The sequence below is a fragment of the Bacillus sp. FSL L8-0654 genome (assembly GCF_038629965.1).
Classification (GTDB): Bacteria; Bacillota; Bacilli; order Bacillales; family Bacillaceae; genus Bacillus; species Bacillus safensis.
The window spans coordinates 2902134-2920646 of record NZ_CP152026.1 but is presented as its reverse complement, the minus strand read 5'-3'; the positions used below and the strand labels follow the sequence as shown (position 1 = coordinate 2920646).

At 39.8% G+C, this 18513-nt stretch carries 19 protein-coding genes and 2 pseudogenes; 17 read left to right on the top strand and 4 right to left on the bottom strand.

Going from position 1 to position 18513, the window contains the following annotated elements; all coding sequences use genetic code 11:
- Positions 1-203: 203 nt before the first annotated feature.
- From MHH65_RS15170 to MHH65_RS15155, 4 genes are all read left to right on the top strand, one after another.
- Complete coding sequence (locus MHH65_RS15170) at positions 204-1505, top strand: homoserine dehydrogenase (protein ID WP_024423362.1); 1302 nt, start codon at positions 204-206, stop codon at positions 1503-1505.
- On the top strand, positions 1505-2566 hold the full coding sequence (thrC, locus tag MHH65_RS15165; protein WP_024423361.1) for a threonine synthase: 1062 nt from the start codon (positions 1505-1507) through the stop codon (positions 2564-2566). Before MHH65_RS15170 ends, thrC begins: the two co-directional genes overlap by 1 nt.
- Positions 2563-3495 carry a homoserine kinase gene (thrB, locus tag MHH65_RS15160; protein WP_024423360.1) on the top strand — a complete coding sequence of 311 codons (933 nt, stop codon included), beginning with the start codon at positions 2563-2565 and terminating at the stop codon, positions 3493-3495. The genes thrC and thrB overlap by 4 nt, the downstream gene beginning before the upstream one ends.
- A 101-nt stretch (positions 3496-3596) precedes the next feature.
- Complete coding sequence (locus MHH65_RS15155) at positions 3597-5567, top strand: S9 family peptidase (protein ID WP_262089596.1); 1971 nt, start codon at positions 3597-3599, stop codon at positions 5565-5567.
- 229 nt (positions 5568-5796) lie between these two features.
- Here MHH65_RS15155 and MHH65_RS15150 read toward each other — a convergent pair.
- Positions 5797-6096, bottom strand: a pseudogene (locus tag MHH65_RS15150) (NifU family protein).
- 121 nt (positions 6097-6217) lie between these two features.
- On the opposite strand from MHH65_RS15150, the gene MHH65_RS15145 reads away from it, so the two are divergent.
- Positions 6218-6547 carry a YuzD family protein gene (locus tag MHH65_RS15145; RefSeq protein ID WP_034282615.1) on the top strand — a complete coding sequence of 110 codons (330 nt, stop codon included), beginning with the start codon at positions 6218-6220 and terminating at the stop codon, positions 6545-6547.
- Positions 6548-6647: 100 nt separating this feature from the next.
- Positions 6648-6878 (top strand): hypothetical protein, encoded by a 231-nt coding sequence (locus tag MHH65_RS15140; RefSeq protein WP_041107660.1) that lies wholly within the window; start codon positions 6648-6650, stop codon positions 6876-6878.
- 50 nt (positions 6879-6928) lie between these two features.
- Here the strand turns inward: MHH65_RS15140 and MHH65_RS15135 are convergent, their stop codons facing one another.
- Positions 6929-7996 carry an NAD(P)/FAD-dependent oxidoreductase gene (locus tag MHH65_RS15135; RefSeq protein WP_268412713.1) on the bottom strand — a complete coding sequence of 356 codons (1068 nt, stop codon included), beginning with the start codon at positions 7994-7996 and terminating at the stop codon, positions 6929-6931.
- Between the two features lie 255 nt (positions 7997-8251).
- Here MHH65_RS15135 and MHH65_RS15130 point away from each other — a divergent pair, with 255 nt between their 5' ends.
- The 6 genes and pseudogenes from MHH65_RS15130 to MHH65_RS15105 form a co-directional block, all read left to right on the top strand.
- Positions 8252-8488: a YuzB family protein gene (locus MHH65_RS15130; RefSeq protein WP_342497876.1), complete on the top strand. Its 237-nt coding sequence runs from the start codon at positions 8252-8254 to the stop codon at positions 8486-8488.
- A gap of 270 nt (positions 8489-8758) precedes the next feature.
- Entirely contained in the window at positions 8759-9613 is an 855-nt protein-coding gene (gene dapF, locus MHH65_RS15125; RefSeq protein ID WP_268412714.1) for a diaminopimelate epimerase, read from the top strand.
- A gap of 73 nt (positions 9614-9686) precedes the next feature.
- Positions 9687-10049 carry an iron-sulfur cluster assembly accessory protein gene (locus MHH65_RS15120; RefSeq protein ID WP_025094167.1) on the top strand — a complete coding sequence of 121 codons (363 nt, stop codon included), beginning with the start codon at positions 9687-9689 and terminating at the stop codon, positions 10047-10049.
- 457 nt (positions 10050-10506) lie between these two features.
- Positions 10507-11625, top strand: a complete 1119-nt coding sequence (locus tag MHH65_RS15115; protein ID WP_268412717.1) for a DUF262 domain-containing protein — start codon at positions 10507-10509, stop codon at positions 11623-11625.
- Positions 11612-12628, top strand: coding sequence for an MAE_28990/MAE_18760 family HEPN-like nuclease (locus tag MHH65_RS15110; RefSeq protein WP_339240228.1), 1017 nt, complete (start codon positions 11612-11614; stop codon positions 12626-12628). Before MHH65_RS15115 ends, MHH65_RS15110 begins: the two co-directional genes overlap by 14 nt.
- Before the next feature lie 179 nt (positions 12629-12807).
- A pseudogene (locus MHH65_RS15105) lies at positions 12808-12924 on the top strand (iron-sulfur cluster assembly accessory protein); the annotation flags it as partial.
- A 297-nt stretch (positions 12925-13221) separates the two neighbouring features.
- On the opposite strand, the gene MHH65_RS15100 reads toward MHH65_RS15105, so the two are convergent.
- The gene (locus MHH65_RS15100; RefSeq protein WP_200874129.1) at positions 13222-13989 is read right to left on the bottom strand and encodes a MerR family transcriptional regulator; all 768 of its coding nucleotides are present in this window, start codon (positions 13987-13989) and stop codon (positions 13222-13224) included.
- A 239-nt stretch (positions 13990-14228) separates the two neighbouring features.
- Here MHH65_RS15100 and MHH65_RS15095 point away from each other — a divergent pair, with 239 nt between their 5' ends.
- Positions 14229-14435, top strand: a complete 207-nt coding sequence (locus MHH65_RS15095) for a hypothetical protein (protein WP_024425965.1) — start codon at positions 14229-14231, stop codon at positions 14433-14435.
- Positions 14436-14481: 46 nt separating this feature from the next.
- Here MHH65_RS15095 and yumC read toward each other — a convergent pair whose 3' ends face one another.
- Entirely contained in the window at positions 14482-15480 is a 999-nt protein-coding gene (gene yumC, locus MHH65_RS15090) for a ferredoxin--NADP reductase 2 (RefSeq protein ID WP_024423351.1), read from the bottom strand.
- A 391-nt stretch (positions 15481-15871) separates the two neighbouring features.
- Between yumC and MHH65_RS15085 the strand changes: the two genes are divergently transcribed.
- The 4 genes from MHH65_RS15085 (at position 15872) to MHH65_RS15070 (ending at position 18496) form a co-directional block, all read left to right on the top strand.
- Positions 15872-17089 carry an NAD(P)/FAD-dependent oxidoreductase gene (locus MHH65_RS15085; protein WP_024423350.1) on the top strand — a complete coding sequence of 406 codons (1218 nt, stop codon included), beginning with the start codon at positions 15872-15874 and terminating at the stop codon, positions 17087-17089.
- A gap of 135 nt (positions 17090-17224) precedes the next feature.
- Positions 17225-17350 carry a YuiA family protein gene (locus MHH65_RS15080; protein ID WP_157834354.1) on the top strand — a complete coding sequence of 42 codons (126 nt, stop codon included), beginning with the start codon at positions 17225-17227 and terminating at the stop codon, positions 17348-17350.
- A gap of 81 nt (positions 17351-17431) precedes the next feature.
- Positions 17432-17752: a YuiB family protein gene (locus tag MHH65_RS15075; RefSeq protein WP_024423349.1), complete on the top strand. Its 321-nt coding sequence runs from the start codon at positions 17432-17434 to the stop codon at positions 17750-17752.
- 99 nt (positions 17753-17851) lie between these two features.
- Positions 17852-18496, top strand: a complete 645-nt coding sequence (locus MHH65_RS15070) for a 3D domain-containing protein (RefSeq protein ID WP_024423348.1) — start codon at positions 17852-17854, stop codon at positions 18494-18496.
- Positions 18497-18513: the final 17 nt, after the last annotated feature.

Sequence of the window (18513 nt, the reverse complement as noted above, 5' to 3'; positions counted from 1 at the left end):
GGGAGCTTTTCTGACAAAAATATTTTGAAAATATAGAATCTTGATATAAATAGCTGTTAAGCGGTTTCATTCTGACAATCTCTTATTTTATTACCTTGTCAAAATGAGGATACCCCTTTATAATGTGTGTACATTGAATGTCTGTGTAAGGTTAACAAATGTCTTTTTAGAGAGGACATTTACGGAGAAAGGTGGAATTTCAGGTGAAGGCAATTCGAGTTGGGCTATTAGGATTAGGAACAGTGGGAAGCGGTGTCGTAAAAATTATCCAAGACCATCAGGATAAATTAATGCACCAAATCGGCTGTCCGGTATTAATACAAAAAGTGCTTGTGAGCAATCCCGATAAAAAAAGAGATGTGGATGTCGCAAGAGAGGTCTTCACAACTGAAGTATACGATGTGATTAGAGATCCAGAGGTCGATGTTATCATTGAAGTGATGGGCGGCATTGAAGAGACAAAACAATATTTAATAGATGCGTTAAATGAGAAGAAGCATGTCATTACAGCCAATAAAGATTTAATGGCGCTTTACGGTACGGAGCTTTTACATGTAGCGAAAGAAAATAGCTGTGATCTTTATTATGAAGCAAGTGTCGCCGGAGGAATTCCGATTCTGCGCACACTGGAGGAAGGCCTGGCCTCTGACCGAATCACTAAGATGATGGGGATTGTGAACGGTACAACGAATTTTATTTTAACGAAAATGAATGTCGATAAAAGCGCATATGAGGATGTCTTAAAAGAAGCACAGGATCTAGGCTTTGCAGAAGCAGACCCGACAGCCGATGTAGAAGGACTGGATGCAGCAAGGAAAATGGCGATTCTTGCAAGACTCGGCTTTTCTATGAATGTAGATTTAGAGGACGTCAAGGTGAAAGGTATTTCTGATATCTCTGATGAGGATATTAATTTCAGTAAGCGGTTTGGCTATACAATGAAGCTGATTGGAATTGCTCAGAGGGACGGAGAGAAAGTAGAGGTCAGCGTTCAGCCAACTTTACTTCCTGATCATCATCCATTATCATCCGTCAACAATGAATTTAATGCGGTGTATGTCTACGGAAGTGCTGTAGGAGAAACGATGTTTTACGGACCTGGAGCAGGAAGTCTGCCGACAGCAACAGCTGTTGTATCAGACTTAGTGGCAGTAATGAAAAACATGCGCCTTGGCGTGAACGGAAGCGGATTTATCGCACCGCAGTTTGAGAAGAAGATCAAATCCTCATCAGAAATATTTGCTCAGCAATTTTTAAGAATTCATGTTAGAGATCAAGTCGGGGCATTCTCCCGCATTACATCTATTTTTTCTGAAAGAGGCATCAGCTTTGAAAAGATCCTTCAGCTTCCTGTGAAAGGACATGATGAGCTGGCTGAAATTGTGATTATTACACATCAGACCTCAGAAGAAGATTTCTCAAATATCCTGCAAAAATTAAACGACCTCGACGTGGTGGTTCAAGTGAAGAGCACGTACCGAGTAGAAGGGAACGGTTTAAGCTGATGAAATGGAATGGACTCATTGAAGAATTTCAAGAATTCTTACCAGTAAACGAATCTACACCTAAACTAACATTAAATGAAGGGAATACACCGCTGATCCATCTCGCCAAGCTTTCAGAAAAGCTGGGAATCGAGCTTCATGTGAAAACAGAAGGCGTTAATCCAACAGGTTCTTTCAAGGATCGAGGAATGGTCATGGCTGTTGCAAAGGCTAAAGAAGAAGGCAACGATACAATTATGTGCGCTTCAACAGGGAATACCTCTGCAGCAGCAGCGGCTTATGCAGCCCGTGCGGATATGAAATGTATTGTCATCATTCCAGACGGGAAAATTGCCTTCGGTAAGCTTGCACAGGCGGTCATGTACGGAGCAGAGATCATTGCCATTGACGGCAACTTTGATGATGCACTGAAAATCGTCCGCAGCATCTGTGAAAAAGCACCGATTGCCCTTGTTAACTCTGTCAATCCTTATCGAATTGAAGGACAAAAGACAGCAGCATTTGAAATCTGTGAGCAGCTAGGCTCTGCCCCGGACGTACTGGCGATTCCTGTTGGTAATGCCGGGAACATCACGGCCTACTGGAAAGGCTTCAAGGAATATCACGAGAAAAAAGGAACTGGACTGCCTGTCATGCGTGGTTTTGAAGCAGAAGGTGCAGCGGCAATCGTTCGAAATGAAGTGATTGAGCAGCCAGAAACAGTGGCAACGGCTATCCGTATCGGAAATCCAGCGAGCTGGAAACAAGCTGTGGCAGCCGCAGATGAATCAAACGGTAAGATTGATGAAGTAACTGATGAAGAAATTCTTCATGCATATCAATTGATTGCACGTGAGGAAGGTGTGTTTGCAGAGCCGGGGTCATGTGCGTCGATTGCAGGCGTTTTAAAGCAGGTGAAATCTGGAGAAATCAAGCCAGGCAGTAAAGTTGTTGCAGTACTAACAGGCAACGGACTGAAAGATCCAAATACGGCTATCGATATTTCACAAATCAAGCCGGTTACACTTGATGCAGATGAAGATCAAATTCTTGAACACTTAGAAAAGGCCGCACGCGTATGAGTGAAGCCTCCATGCTTTTTTCAATCACAGTACCGGGAAGCACTGCCAATTTAGGACCAGGCTTTGATTCAGTTGGAATGGCGCTCAGCCGCTATTTAAAGCTATCGGTCTATGACCATGATAGCTGGTTGTTTGAAGCAGAAACAGATGTTGTGTCTGGAATTCCATCAGGCACCGACAACCTGATTTATCAAACAGCCAAAAAGGTCGCAGATGACTTTGGAAAAACACTCCCGCCTGTTCATGTCAAAGTGTGGAGTGATATTCCATTGGCACGGGGGCTTGGCAGCAGTGCTGCTGCCATCGTAGCCGCCATTGAACTCGCCAATCAGCTTCTTGAATTAAACATGACAGATGATCAGAAGCTCTTTTATGCAAGTGAGGTAGAAGGTCATCCAGATAATGCGGGAGCCTCTTTATTTGGTGGTTTACTGATTGGTCTCCATGAAGAAGACAAAACACATGCCGTTAAAGTGCAGCATGTGGATGTAGATGTCGTCGTGGTGATTCCTTTTTATGAAGTGCTCACAAAGGATGCCCGTGATGTCCTGCCAGAGGATTTCTCTTATAAACATGCCGTCAGTGCGAGTGCTGTGAGCAACGTCCTAGTTGCCGCCTTAATGACGCAAAACTGGCCGCTTGTTGGAGAAATGATGAATAAGGATTTATTTCATCAGCCTTACCGCACAATGCTCGTGCCAGAGCTGTCGAAGGTAGAGCATGTCGCTTCGCTCAAAGGAGCGTATGGAACGGCTTTGAGCGGTGCTGGGCCGACGATCCTTACCTTAGTGGAAAAAGGGAAGGGAGAAGCGCTGAAAGAGCAGCTAGCCCAAAATTTCCCGCATTGCGAAGTTGATTTGCTGACGGTGCCAGTAGAAGGTGTTGTCGTGCAGCATCATCCTGTTAATCAAGTAAAGAACGTGCTGTGAATCTGCACGTTCTTTTTTAAGCTTGTTTTTATGGGAAGAAGCAGGGATTATTATTTAGAGGATCGAACTATTTTTTAAGCATAAAAGGGGGAGGTACGTTCATGAAGAAATTGATGACGGCAGAAGATTTAACGAAGATTGTTTCTGTTTCTCATCCGGTTTATTCACCAGATGGAAAAAAGGCAGTCTTTACAAAAGTCTCTGTGAATGAGAAAAAGGACGATTACAACATCCATTTATGGGTTCGAGATGAAGAGACAGAGGAGCTGGCACAATGGACATTTGAGGATGGAAAGCATCATCAGCCAGTTTGGTCAAAAGATGGCAGGCAGCTTGCTTTTATTTTACAAAAGCCAAAGGAAGTCCCTCAGCTGGCGCTCATGAAGAGCGAAGGAGGCGGCGTGCGAACCTTAACGACGATTCCTTACGGAGTATCTCATCCTGTTTTTTCCCCAGATGGCGCTTTTCTTTATACGGCTGTGTCATTGAAACAATCAGAATCTGTTCATGATGAAAAAAAGGAAGAGCAAGATGACTTTTCTCCAGCGGTATATGATGATTTGACCTATAAAGCAGATGGAAGAGGCTTTTTAGATGGACGTGTCACGCAGATTGTGAAGGTGGATATCGATTCAGGAAAGATAGAGCCTGTCACGAGCGAGCAGGTTCATCATATGAATCATACGGTTTCTCCTTGCGGCAAATGGCTTGCCTTTATTCAATTAAATCCGCAGATACCTTACATAAGTGACGTGTGTCTTCTGTCATTAGAAGATGGTCAGACAAAAAAGATCACACAAGCAAACGGCGCTTATTCGACCGTATCTTTTTCTCCAAATGGAGAGAGTCTTTTGTATATTGGACATGAGTACGAATTTCAAAATGCCACCTTCCCATCAATATGGCTGTATGATCTGAAGGAAGAAAAGGCGGTTCAACTGTCAGAAATGCTCGATATGTATGTTGGGAACTGTATGGCAGGAGATAGCGTGATGGGAGAGGTCTATCAGCTTCCGCAGTGGACAAAGGATAGCCAAGGGTTTTATGCGCTTGTTTCTGATCAAGGCAGTACAGGGATTTATTATTTCTCTATTGAAGGTTTAGCCTATCCTGTTCGACTAGAGGCGGAACATATCACCAATTTCAGCCTTCATCCAGATGAATCCAAACTGCTGCTCAGCCGGCTTACACCTGTTTCACCAAGCGAGCTGTATGAGATGACATTAGGGGAGACAGAACTAAAGCAAATCACGTTTGAGCATCATGATTTTCTAAAGGAGCATATCGTATCCGAACCTGAACCATTTTCTTTTCAGTCAAAAGATGGCGACGAAGTGCATGGCTGGTTTATGAAGCCTTCCAAGATGGAAGAGGGGAAAAAATATCCGCTCATTCTAGAGGTTCATGGCGGACCGCATGCGATGTATGGTCATACGTATTTTCATGAATTTCAAATGCTCGCTTCTGAAGGCTATGCCATCGTGTATATCAACCCGCATGGCAGTCATGGATATGGACAGATGTTTACTGACCGTGTGAGAGGAAACTATGGTGACGTTGATTATGACGATGTCATGCAGGCTGTTGATCATGTGCTCAAAGCCTATGATTTCCTTGATGAAACAAGACTTGGCGTGACAGGCGGCAGCTATGGGGGTTTTATGACCAACTGGATTGTCGGTCAGACCGACCGCTTTCGCGCAGCTGTCACACAGCGCTCCATTTCAAACTGGATTAGCTTTTATGGCATCAGTGATATCGGTTATTTCTTTACAAGGTGGCAGATTGATGGGGATATTTATGACTCTGTCGATAAGCTATGGGATCGCTCTCCGCTAAAATATGTGAAGCAGATGAACACACCGCTTCTCATCTTGCACAGCGATGAAGATTATCGCTGCCCAGTTGATCAAGCAGAGCAGCTTTTTGTGGCATTGAAGGAGCTTGGGAAAGACACAAGATTGGTCAAATTCCCGAAGGCATCTCATGATTTATCCAGAAGCGGCCACCCGGGACAGCGTATTCAAAGACTGACTTTTATAAAGGAATGGTTTAGAGAAAAGCTAGCCTAATAAAAAGCGACCCAAATCGGGCCGATTCAGCGTGCTGACAAACCCCTCGCATTCGGTGTCAGTCCTGCGTGCTGGTGCTCACGAATAGAAAATTCGCTCCGCGCCAGTACTCGTCCTTCCTAGACTTCAAGGGTTTTCATATCACGCAGAAAAGAAGACAAAGGGCTAAAGCCTTTGTCAATCATGAAAAAAACGACCCTAATCGGGTCGTTTTCATGTCATATATGAATTAGAAAACCTGTTCAACTTCTACAACGCCAGGCACTTCTTCTAATAATGCGCGCTCAATACCGGCTTTCAATGTAATGGTTGAACTTGGGCAGCTGCCGCATGCACCAAGAAGACGTAATTTTACAATGCCATCTTCAATGTCTACAAGCTCACAGTCTCCACCATCACGTAATAGAAATGGACGAAGTTTGTCCAGTACTTCCTGTACTTGGTCTTTCATTTCGACTTCAGTCATTAGATATAATCGCTCCTTTCACAACATATCACCATTATATTCATCTGGACGATAAAAATCTATTGATTGGTTTCAAAGTTTCCTTCTCATTATAGCACAATCTCATCTTGAAACAAAAAGTGATTTTGACTTTTTTCATCCATAAAATTCAGCTAAAATGAAGAAAGAATAGGGGGCTTGTCAAATGAACAAAACCGTCGATCTTTATGTATATGGAAGAGATGTCTTGTGCGCTAGCTGCGTGAATCTGCCTTCTTCAAAAGATACGTTTGAATGGTTAGATGCAGCATTAAAACGAAAATATCCGAATCAGCCATTTCGCATCACATATATTGATATTGAGCACCCGCCAGAAAATGAACAACAAAAGGAATTGTCTGAACGAATTCTTGATGATGAATTCTTTTATCCGCTTGTTTTAGTAGAGGATCAAATCGTTGGAGAGGGCAATCCGAAATTAAAAGACATTTATCAAGAAATGGAGAAGTACGGGTACAAGGAGAGCAGTGAATAAGCTGTTCTTTTTTTGAGAAATATAAACGAACAAGTGTTCCTTTTCGGGTTGAAAAAGAACGTTTGTTCGTTTATAATGAAATGAAAGGAGTGTGAGCATCATGAATTATTTACTAAAACAATCTCTTCATCAGCAAATACCGATTGAGATGATTTATATGAAGAAAAATGGAGACTGCACAAAGAGAAAAATCATTGTACACCGTCAAACGGATCAGCTTATCCAAGCGTATTGTTTATCGAAGAAAACGATGAGAACCTTTCGTAAAGACTGCATTCTTGCTCTTGCTCCGATCAAATGGACCAACTCATCGGCACATGCCGTTTCATAGAAAAAAGCTCCCTCGTCACGAAGGAGCTTTGAGAAAAAATTCACATGATTTTAGCCATTGTGATGCTTGTACATCCAAAGGAGTCCAGATTTCAGGAGTCTTGGCACCCGTCCAACAAGTGGACGATCAGCCACTAAGCCAAAGCCGGCTTTTTTCCCTAAAGAACCTAAAACACCTTTTAGCTTAAACTGTGGATAAGCCTCAGGAAGCGGCTCATTTTTCCAGCGTTTTTGCAGAGATTGGACAATTTGTTCTGCCTGCGCTTCGGCAAGCTGTGCACTTGGGGCATGCGGCAGACTTGCGCAGTCACCTACAACATATACATGCTCATCCCCTGGGAGATTGTGATGAGGAGTTAATATGACGCGGCCTTGTGCGTCTTTTTCAACATCCATTTCTCGTACCACTTTGCTTGGCTGTATTCCTGCTGTCCACACGATGACATCAGCTTCAATTGCGTCCTCATGGTTATAAACAAGACCTTCTTCAACCTTTGTAATATTGGCACAGTTAATGATCTTTACGTCATTTTCTTCAAACCACTTTTGCACATACAAACTTAATCTTTTAGGGAAGCTTGATAGAATCAGCTCTCCGCGGTCAAAAAGAATAATGTTTAAATCAGCACGGCTTTCTCTTAGTTCACTGGCCAGCTCTACCCCGCTAAGTCCAGCACCGACGATGCCAACCGTTGCACCTGCGCTCAAATTGTTTAATTTGTTATACGCATGTCTTGACTGATCAATGGTTTGAATGCTGTATGTATGTTCTTTCGCACCAGGGACATTATGATACTTGTCCTCGCAGCCGAGTCCAATTACCGTATCATCATACGGAATCGGTTCACGGTCGCTGAATAAGATCTGTTTGTTTTCAATATCAATTTTTTCTACTTCCCCGTATTGAATATCCAGCTTCGGATGCTCTGGAAAAGATACTCGAATGTGATGATCAGAGATCGTTCCAGCAGCAAGTGCATAATATTCTGTTTTTAAACAGTGGTAAGGATTTCGATCAATTAATGTGATAGTGACATCATCAGGTAATTGATTTGGCAATAAGCGGTGGAGAACCCGCATATTCCCGTAACCTCCGCCGATCAAGACTAAATTTTTCATGACGATTCTCCTTTTCCCCGTAGACATTGAAAAACACTTATACTAAAAAACTTTAAGTTAAAATACCAAATAAAATTATATCGAATTTACTGTGAAACCACAATAATTGTTTCAAAATAACCTACATATTCATCAGTTAGTCCTAAATAGTAAAACATTTTACGAGGAATAGGCGTAACGATACAGGCGAAGCTCATATTTTGACTAATACAAGGAATTTCGGTAGGATGGTAAGGCAATGTGAGGTGAAGCACAGTGTATCCACTGATCGAATTTTGTGTAAGTAATCTTGCACAAGGGTCTCAAGAAGCAAAAGAGAAGCTTGAAAAAGACCCAAACCTAGACGTAATGGAATACGGCTGTTTAAGCTATTGCGGCAAATGTATGGACTCCCCATTTGCGCTTGTGAATGGAGAATTTGTTTCAGGAGAAAATGCAGAGCAGCTAGTCGAGCGTATTTATGCATTTATAGAGGAAAACGACATGTTTTAAATGCACCACATGGGTCATGAGGTGCATTTTTTTCACATTTTCAGCTTCCATTTTTAAGGAGAATCAATAGAAAGCGCATCCAATATGTTATGCTAATAAAATATCATCAATATGAAGCATCACACGAGAGAAAAAGAGGCATATGCATAATAAAAGCCCTTTGCCATGGCAGCAAAGAGCTTCTATGTATGAAAAACGGGGGATGATAAGATTGTCTCCTGAATCGACTCCTTTTATACTATAAAGAAACAACATTTTTGGAGGAAGCTCATGACATCATTTCAATTCACGAAAATGCACGGATTAGGAAATAATTATATTTACGTCAATCAGATGAAGGAACAGCTTCCGGAAGAGCAGCTATCAGAGATAGCGATTCGCGTTTCTTCTGTTTATACAGGAATCGGTTCTGACGGGATGATCCTGATTTGCCCATCAGATGTTGCAGCTGTGAAGATGCGCATTTTCAACAATGATGGATCAGAGGGCAAAAACTGCGGGAATGGGCTGCGCTGCGTTGCAAAGTATGTGTATGAGCATCAAATTGTGACGGACACAACGTTCCAGATTGAGACATTGTCAGGACTCGTTGAAGCGACCGTTCACGCTCAGGATGGTCACGTTCAGCTAGTCACAGTAGATATGGGAAAACCACGTTTTGAAAAAGAAGCAATGCCGATGCTTGGTGAACCGGCTAGCACAACGGTTAATGAGCCACTTGATTTTGGCACTGCGAAATTAAATGGAACGGCCGTTTCGATGGGAAACCCGCACATCGTTTTTTATTTAGAGGACATTGAAAAAGCACCGCTTCATACACTTGGACCAATCATCGAAAAACACGACATGTTCCCAGAAGGCGTCAATGTAGAATTTGTTGAAGTTGTCAGTGAAACAGAACTGCATTTTCGCGTGTGGGAAAGAGGTTCAGGGATTACTCAGGCTTGCGGAACTGGGGCCTGTGCTGCGGCTGTATCCACAATTATGAATGGTCAGGCAAAAAAAGAAACAGACATGACCGTTCATTTAGCAGGCGGAGACCTCATCATTCGCTGGAAAGACAATGACCACGTGCTTATGACAGGACCTGCTGAAACGATTTGTGACGGCACATTTTATCTCTAAACCATTTATTTGAGAAAAGGCATCATCACGTTTATAATTGAAAAGAAACATCCAGTCAAAAGGAGGGATGATCATGAGTACACCAGTAACCATTACAGAAGCTGCTGCACTGCAGATTAAAGATATGATGAAAGAGCATGAAGAAGAAAATGCGTTCCTTCGAGTGGGCGTAAAAGGCGGCGGCTGCAGCGGTCTCTCATACGGCATGGGCTTTGACCATGAAGTCTCAGAGAAAGACACGCAGTTCGAACAGCACGGCATCAATGTCCTTGTCGATTCCGAAAGCCTTGATATCATGAACGGAACCATCATTGATTTCAAACAATCACTCATGGGCGGCGGTTTCACGATTGACAATCCAAACGCCATCGCGTCATGCGGGTGCGGTTCTTCTTTCAGAACAGCGAAAGTGGCTGGAACACCTGAGGAGTGTTAAGGGTGTAAAAGAAATGTTAAGGGTTATGAATTACAGTGCAATTTTGAGTGTACACAAGCATGAAAATGTATAATAACAAACCTAAAAGAGTCAAATCAGGGTTGTTAATTACATGCCTTTTCGATAGTTAATGTTGAAAAACAAAAACTATTTGAGGAGGCTTTTTTATGTCTTTGAACAAGCGAATTAGGGAAAATCCAGTTGGGAAAATGTCAAATCAAAAGAAATATCCAAAATTAACAAAGGAACGTACTGAGGCTCTTTTTTGATTCTGGTGATAATATAAAGAAATTCTGGAAAGGATAGAGGAGTGATGAGGAAGAAAAGAGAATAATGTTAGTAGATATAATAATTATTATCCTTTATATTCACTTAAATATGATAAATTAGGTTTAGCTATATAATAAACTAATTAAAGTATTCTAACACTATACCTTGAATAGGAAAGAGGATTAATATGAGTGAATTGAAAGTCTCGTTAAGTGAATTACAGCAGATTGCTAAAGAAAGAACTGTGAAAACACAGAATATTGAATATGATTTAGAAACCCTAGTGAAGAAAATTGATAAAAAAGTGATAAAGCTAGATCCAGAATATCAAAGAAAACACCGTTGGTCTGATGAGATGTCATCTAAATTAATAGAAAGCTTAATATTAAATATTCCTGTTCCTACAGTTTATCTTTCTCAAGATTTAGATGTGGATGAAGATGACTATGATGGTGTATCACGCTACTCAGTTATTGATGGACAACAGCGTTTAACAGCAATCTATAATTTTATGAGAAATAATTTGGCTTTAGAAGAGATGGATGTCTTAAATCATCTAAATGGTTGTTATTATCGAGATTTGCCTCCTTTCTTAACTAGAAGATTGGAAGAAAGAACCATTAAGTGCTTGAGAATAGATTCAACTTTAGATCCTCAAGTAAAATATGATATTTTCGAAAGGTTGAATTCTGGTGCAGTTCGTTTAGAAGCTCAAGAGCTTAGAAATGCTATTTATAGAGGACCTTTTAATGATCTGATTAAGATATTGGCAAAGAATCATAGTTTTATGATTCTAAATCAAATTGATCCACTAAAAGTTAAACATAATAAGAAAGTACAGAAGATGGAAGATATAGAGTTGGTTTTGCGTTTTTTTGCATTGCAGAATAATTCTTATAAAAAACTAAAAAAAGGTTTTAAACACTTTTTATCTGAAAGAATGGATGAATTGAATGGAAGTACAATAGAAGAGCTTGAAAACTACGAATACAAGTTTAAAAAAATAATGGCATTAATTATTGAAAATTTTGGTGATGAGGCATTCGCAAAATATAAACCAAATAATCAAACGCTTATTCGCATGTCCAAATTTAATGCTGCAGTCTACGATGCTTTATCTATTGCACTTGCGGATGAACTTAATTTTAATGATCCTAAGTTGCCTACAGATTTTAAAGAAAAGTTTTTATCTCTGTTTCATGATAGTGATTTTTTTGATGCAATTTCAGGTAGTGTTAATGATAGAAAGAAGGTTATCTATAGAATTGATGCTGTTAAGGGGCTGCTTCACAATGAATCGAAATAAGCTTTTGAAATCTATAGAAAATGAAAATGATGAGTTTGAATCAAAATCACATTTTAAAAATTTGACTGAAGCTAAAGTAATAGAGGAAGAGATAAATGAACAAGGCTATGAGGAAGAAGAAGAAGAAGAAGAAGAAGAAGAAGAAGAAGAAGAAGAAGAAGAAGAAGAAGAAGAGGAAGAAGAAGAGGAAGAGGAAATTGAGTCAGCTGCTTTAGAATTCTTAAATCTGTCTGAAGAACGCTGGAACGAAATTGATTTATTAATAGGGCAAATAATAATAAATAAAGAAAATGAGGAAATTTACAATGTGTTATGTAGATCTACTGTTGTTCTCTTAGTAGCTCACCTTGAAGGATATATTAAGGAGGCTGCTTCAGCATTAATAGATGATTTAAATTACAATGTTCATTTTGAAGATTTACCTACCTCCATAAAGAAAACCTATGTATCTTCCTTTCTTAATACTGATGGACTATCTAAATCAGCTCAAAATAATAAAATAAAAAAATTGATGGATGAGTTTGAAAAACTGGATGCTGAAATTACTGTTAATCCTTTTTTATTTGATCAGAATAAGAATCCGTCTCCAAATATAGTAGAAAAGATTATGGTGAATTTTGGAGTTAATAACTTCTTTGGAAACATTCATGAATCTAGGTTAGATGATGTATTTAAGAATGACTTAAGTGAAACAACAAAATTGATTGATGAGTTAAGGGAATATACTTTGAATGTAGTTAAATATTATCCATATACTACTAATCTTGAATTGTTTAAAATTCGTGATAGAAGAGAAAAGTTAAAGAAGAATGATTCTATGTGGATTACCTTTTTAGATGAGCTATTACAAAAAAGACACAGTATTGCTCATGGTTCTATTTTTACAAATGAATTAAGTGATGTTTTGTTAGGTGATTTTAGGAATAAGGCACAAATTTTAAGGTATGCTATTGCGTTAGTGCTTTTTGACTCAGGTATAAAAAAAGATAAAGAACAGTCATGATAATGGCTGTTTTTATATACAGTAACAACGTAAATTAATCTTATTAAAAAAGATGAATCTTCGTTTCAAAAGGTAATATAGTGAAGAATCATAAACAGATACATTTTAATCTCAAACTATACTCATTATGCCATTAGTGAGAGTCCATGATACTAGTCCCTTGATATACCAACATTCTTAAACAATCACTCATGGGCGGCGGTTTCACCATCGACAATCCAAACGCCATCGCGTCATGCGGGTGCGGTTCTTCTTTCAGAACAGCAACGAATACCGGTACGCCGGAAGAGTGTTAAGGGTTAAAACGATTCATTCTGTAAAACCATTTGTATAATGAAGACCTCCTCATATTAATCATTTTCTTGAGGAGGTTTTTTGTGTTGTTTTTAAAGATGCAAAAAAAAGGACATGACTTCAACACTCAGCACGTCCTCTTTATAAAGATATTTAATTAGAAAAAAGCTCGCAGTTTCTTAGTATTTCCTCTGTTCTTCTTCCACATCTTTTCAAAAGGTTTCATCATGGTGTGTCGGGAAAAATGTTCTTTGTTGTGTTTCGTTGAGAATAACGTTTCGTATTAATCGATTGTATTCTCAATCATCATTTTCAAAGCTGTTCCCTCTTTTATGAAGAGTAGTAAAGACTTTCATCGCTTCGCTCATAAATGATGCCAAGCCCTCACCATAACGATCTATATTCTTTGTGAAACGTTCATCTTGAATATAGAGTTGGCCTAAACCGTAAAAAGCATCAAGAGAGTAATAACGAAAGTTTTCGTTTAAAAAGTCGTACCATTGTTTGATGACGATTTGCACCTCTTTGGATTTAGGGGATTGGCTGCGAAGAGAGGCTAGTTTATTCAATATGCTATCCCAGCTATCAGATAATTCAATTTGTTCATCTTTAGACAAATGATTTAGTTTTGAGCTGACTTCATCAACAGCTTGATTTCCCCAACGGTGACGAGCTTCTTCTTCATATTGGCTAAAATTCATATTCATATTCTCAAACCTTTCTTTATAGGTGTATTGAGTTTCTCCCGTTAAATGCTGTAGCGTCTTATCAATATTTCCGATCATTTTATCGAGATTATTTCGTTTCTCTATTAACATTTTTCTTTGTAGCATAAATGCTTCTTTCTTATTAAATGAAGGATTGTGCATCATCTTTTGGATTTCCTTCAATGGAAATCCAAGTTCCCTGAAAAATAATATTTGCTGCAATGTTTCAAGGTTTTCTTCTGAATAGAGCCGATAACGATTATCTGTGACTTCACTTGGGGTCAATAAACCAATCTTGTCGTAATGATGAAGTGTACGAATGCTAATACCAAATAATTCAGCCACTTCTTTTACTTTCATTTCAATTCACCTCTCTTGATATCCACTATAAAATATGACGTTGCGTTAGGGTCAATCATCTTTTTAAAAATTTATATCATTGTTGATCTTGTTTGAAGCAGCGGATTCAAGGAGCTATGTTTTTTTTCGCAAATCGCTCAATTTTGTTACAGCTGGTCCGAACAACTGGCTATTTCCACTCGAAAAGAGTATCATGAGAACCAAACATAAACTGTAGTGAGAAAAGAGGTTGCTGAGGTTTGAGTGAACAAATCAATTGCAGGAACTGTCATGAACTGATTCCGTATCGTTCCAAAACGTGTCCATCTTGCGGGATTGAGAAGCCGCTTCCGAAAAAGGAACGTGTGAAGGATCGGGTGATTTTGGTTGTGGCAGGGATTGTTGTGGTGCTGCTTGCTGCAATGGTACTTGGGATGGCAAATGCCTATATTGGGATTTTTAAATAAACGAAAAAGGAGTTCCGCAAGTGGGAACTCCTTTTTTGATCCGATCTTATTTGTTTTCAAATAAGCTTGTGGAATGGAGAGGCTGTACACGGGCTTTCGGGTCCATGTAAGCTTTCGCATTGTTGACAGCAGTTGGTGCTTCACCAAATCCGCTTGCAATCAATTTGACTTTTCCTTCATACGTACAGATGTCTCCTGCCGCATAGAAGCCTTCAATGTTTGTTTCCATTGTAGATTTCACCACGATGGAGTTCTTTTCGATTTCAAGGCCCCATTGTTTGATTGGTCCAAGGGAGGAAACAAAACCGAAGTTGACGATCACGTCGTCCACATCAAGCACTTGTTTTTTGTCGCCTTTGACTTCTTCGAGCACGATTTGTTCAATGCGGTCTTCACCAATGAGCTCAGTTGGTACAAATGGTGTCAGTACATTGACTTTCGAGTTGTGCAGGTTTTCTACACTGTGCTCATGTGCGCGGAATTTATCGCGGCGGTGAATAATGGATACTTCTTTTGCGATTGGTTCAAGCATAAGTGCCCAGTCCACTGCAGAGTCCCCGCCCCCAAGAACGGCAACACGTCTGCCGGCAAATTGGTTCAAGTCATTAATGAAGTAATGCAAGTTGCTTCCTTCAAATGATTCTGCTGAATCAAGTTCAAGCTTTCTCGGTTGGAATGCACCGTTACCAGCTGTGATGATGATTGTTTTAGAATAATGAATCTCTTGATTTGTCACAAGTTTAAAGATCCCATCTGCTTGCTTCTCAACCGTTTCAACTGCCTGCTCTAAGCAAATGGTTTGATCAAATTTATCCATTTGTTCCTTTAAGTTATCAACTAATTCTTGTGCGCGGATTTTTGGAAATCCAGCCACATCATAAATATATTTTTCAGGGTAAAGAGCGGATAGTTGACCGCCGAGCTGAGGAAGGCTTTCAATGATTTTCACACTTGCCTGTCTCATGCCTCCGTAAAACGCAGTAAACAATCCAACTGGGCCGCCCCCGATAACGGTAATGTCATATACCTTAGAATCTTCTTGCATTCCTTTAATCCTCCCAAATGAAAATTGTTATCACTATATCATATCATACCACATATCGTCGTTTGACTTGTTTTGAAAAACTTGTCGTTTTTTGATGCCGAAGCTTTGAAAAGGAGGAAAAAGTGAGAAAGACCGTTTATCATAAGGATTTTCAGTTTAAAGCCTTGAAAATTGGAGCAGAACTCGCTATTATTGTTAAGGGAACTAAATATTAATTTTTTATGAATTTTTGTCGGATACGGTCAAATGCTTTCGTTTTATGTAGGTGAAAGTTCAGATTTTCACATACTTATTTTTTTGTTTAAATTTCATAAAATGCCGCAAAGCGGTTGAGAATAACGATATGTAATTCTTTATCCGTTTTACAGCAAATTTAAAAAAGGTGGATGTGATTCCAGTGAATAAACCGAAAATCGTTGTATTAGGTGCAGGTTATGGCGGATTAATGACTGTAACAAGATTAACAAAACAGCTTGGCACAAATGATGCGGACATTACTCTTGTGAACAAGCATAATTATCATTACGAAACAACATGGCTTCATGAAGCAAGTGCAGGTACTCTTCATCATGACCGCTGTCGTTATCAAATCAAAGATGTGATTAACAGTTCCCGTGTCAACTTTGTACAAGCAACAGTTGAAAGCATTGATAAGGAAGCGAAGAAAGTTGTGACATCAGATGGCGAACTTTCTTATGACTACCTTGTTGTTGCACTTGGTGCTGTTCCTGAAACATTTGGTATTGCAGGACTGAAAGAATACGCATTCTCAATCTCTAACATCAACTCTGCTCGTCAGCTTCGTGAGCACATTGAGCTTCAATTTGCGACGTATAATACGGATGCTGAAAAACGTCCAGAGCGTTTGACAATCGTTGTCGGCGGCGCAGGATTCACAGGTATTGAGTTCCTTGGTGAGCTTGGAAACCGTGTGCCTGAGCTTTGCAAAGAGTATGACATTGATCAAAAAGACGTGCGTATCATCTGTGTAGAAGCTGCGCCAACAGCTCTTCCTGGATTCGATCCAGAATTGATCGACTATGCGATGAACTACCTTCAAGGTAAAGGTGTTGAGTTCAAAATCGGTACAGCGATCAAAGAATGTACACCTGAGGGGATCATTGTTGGAAAAGACGATGATACAGAAGAAATCAAAGCTGCAACTGTTGTTTGGGCAGCAGGTGTACGCGGTAACCCAATCGTTGAAGAAGCTGGTTTTGAAAACATGCGCGGCCGCGTAAAAGTTTCTCCAGATCTTCGTGTACCAGAAAATGATGATGTCTTCATCATTGGTGACTGTTCATTGATTATCAATGAAGAAATCAACCGTCCATACCCACCAACTGCACAAATCGCTATGCAGCAAGGTGAAACAGTAGCGAAAAACCTTGCAGCACTAGTAAAAGGCGGTTCTCTTGAAAGCTTTAAGCCAGACATCAAAGGAACAGTTGCTTCTCTTGGTGAACACGACGCTGTAGGTGTTGCGTTTGGTAAAAAACTTCAAGGAACAAAAGCTTCTGCAATGAAGAAAATCATCGACAACCGTTCTTTATTCATGGTTGGCGGACCAGGACTTGTTCTGAAAAAAGGAAAATTCAAGTTCTTCTAAACCATCATAGACAAAAACGTGTATCCTCGTGATACACGTTTTTTTATAAGTTGTGGTATATTTTCTCACTTGGTCATTGACGGCAAAATATGTTATGATAAATTATCAGAAAATTTAGATTAAGGAGTGAGCAATATGAATGCACAAACAAAGGAAAAAACATCAATCTGTCAATATTGTTCAGGAAAAGGGTATTTTCAGCTATTGCTCGGCGGATCTGAAACGTGTGAGGAATGTAAAGGGACAGGAAAGAAGCGTTAATCGATCTGCTTTTTCCATTGATTGACTTCATCTCTATTTCCAAGTTAAACTAATGATGGGATATTTGGGGGTGGAGATGAAGTGATCAGTTTACCAGTCGTTATCATTTCAGTTATTTTATTTTTCGTGTTATTCTTCGGCATTGGCTTTTTGCTCAATATGCTACTGAGAATGTCATGGATTATGGCTATTTTATATCCAATTGTATGCCTTTTCATTATTAACAATCAAAAGATGATCGCTTATGTAAGAGAGCCTGGCACTGCTTTTTCAGGAATAGGAGACCGGATCGTCTCACTCGCTGCGGCAGATATCATCATCTTATTAAGCGGCCTGATCGGTGCAATCACATCAGGTTTTGTCATTAATGCACTTCGAAAAAGAGGGTATCAAATGTTTTAACTCACTTGTGGACACGCAAGTGGGTTTTTTTGTTTCTCCTTTGCATAGTTTCCATTTTGTTTGGAAACAAATAGATGGGTAGAGGAGTGACAAATAGAGATGAAAACATGGATGAAACGATTGTTCATGACCGCCCTATTCATGCTTGCACTTTTGACAAGCTTTACGGGCATATCTGGAGTCGAACCAAGTGATTTAGCTGTATGGGTGAAAAAAACCGATGCGGGCAAGCAAGTATCTTCTTTTTTTCAGCAGCAAAAAAGGGAAACGATCGCACTCAAAAGTGAAGATTCGCGGGCTGTTTCTCTCGAAGAAGCCTTTAATTGGAACGATTACCCGAAACAGAAAGTTGTTGCAACCGGCTATACAGCAGGTGTGGAATCAACAGGCAAAACGAAGGAACATCATGCATATGGCATTACATATTCAGGCGTCAAAGTGAAACGTGATTTATACTCAACAGTGGCAGCCGACCCATCTGTTTTTCCGATTGGAACGGTGCTGTTTATCCCAAACTATGGCTACGGTGTGGTTGCAGATACCGGGAAAGCCATTAAAGGTCATAAGCTTGATTTATACTATGAAACCGTTGATGATGTGTATAGAGAATGGGGTAAAAAAGTGCTCGATGTGTATATCATCAAAAAGGGTGAAGGGACGTTAACGGAAAAAGACTTAAATCAGCTTAATGAAGCAGAATCGATGCAAGTATTCCGTCAGCAGTTTCAAGCCAATAAAGAATAAAAAAGCTTTGGGCCGTT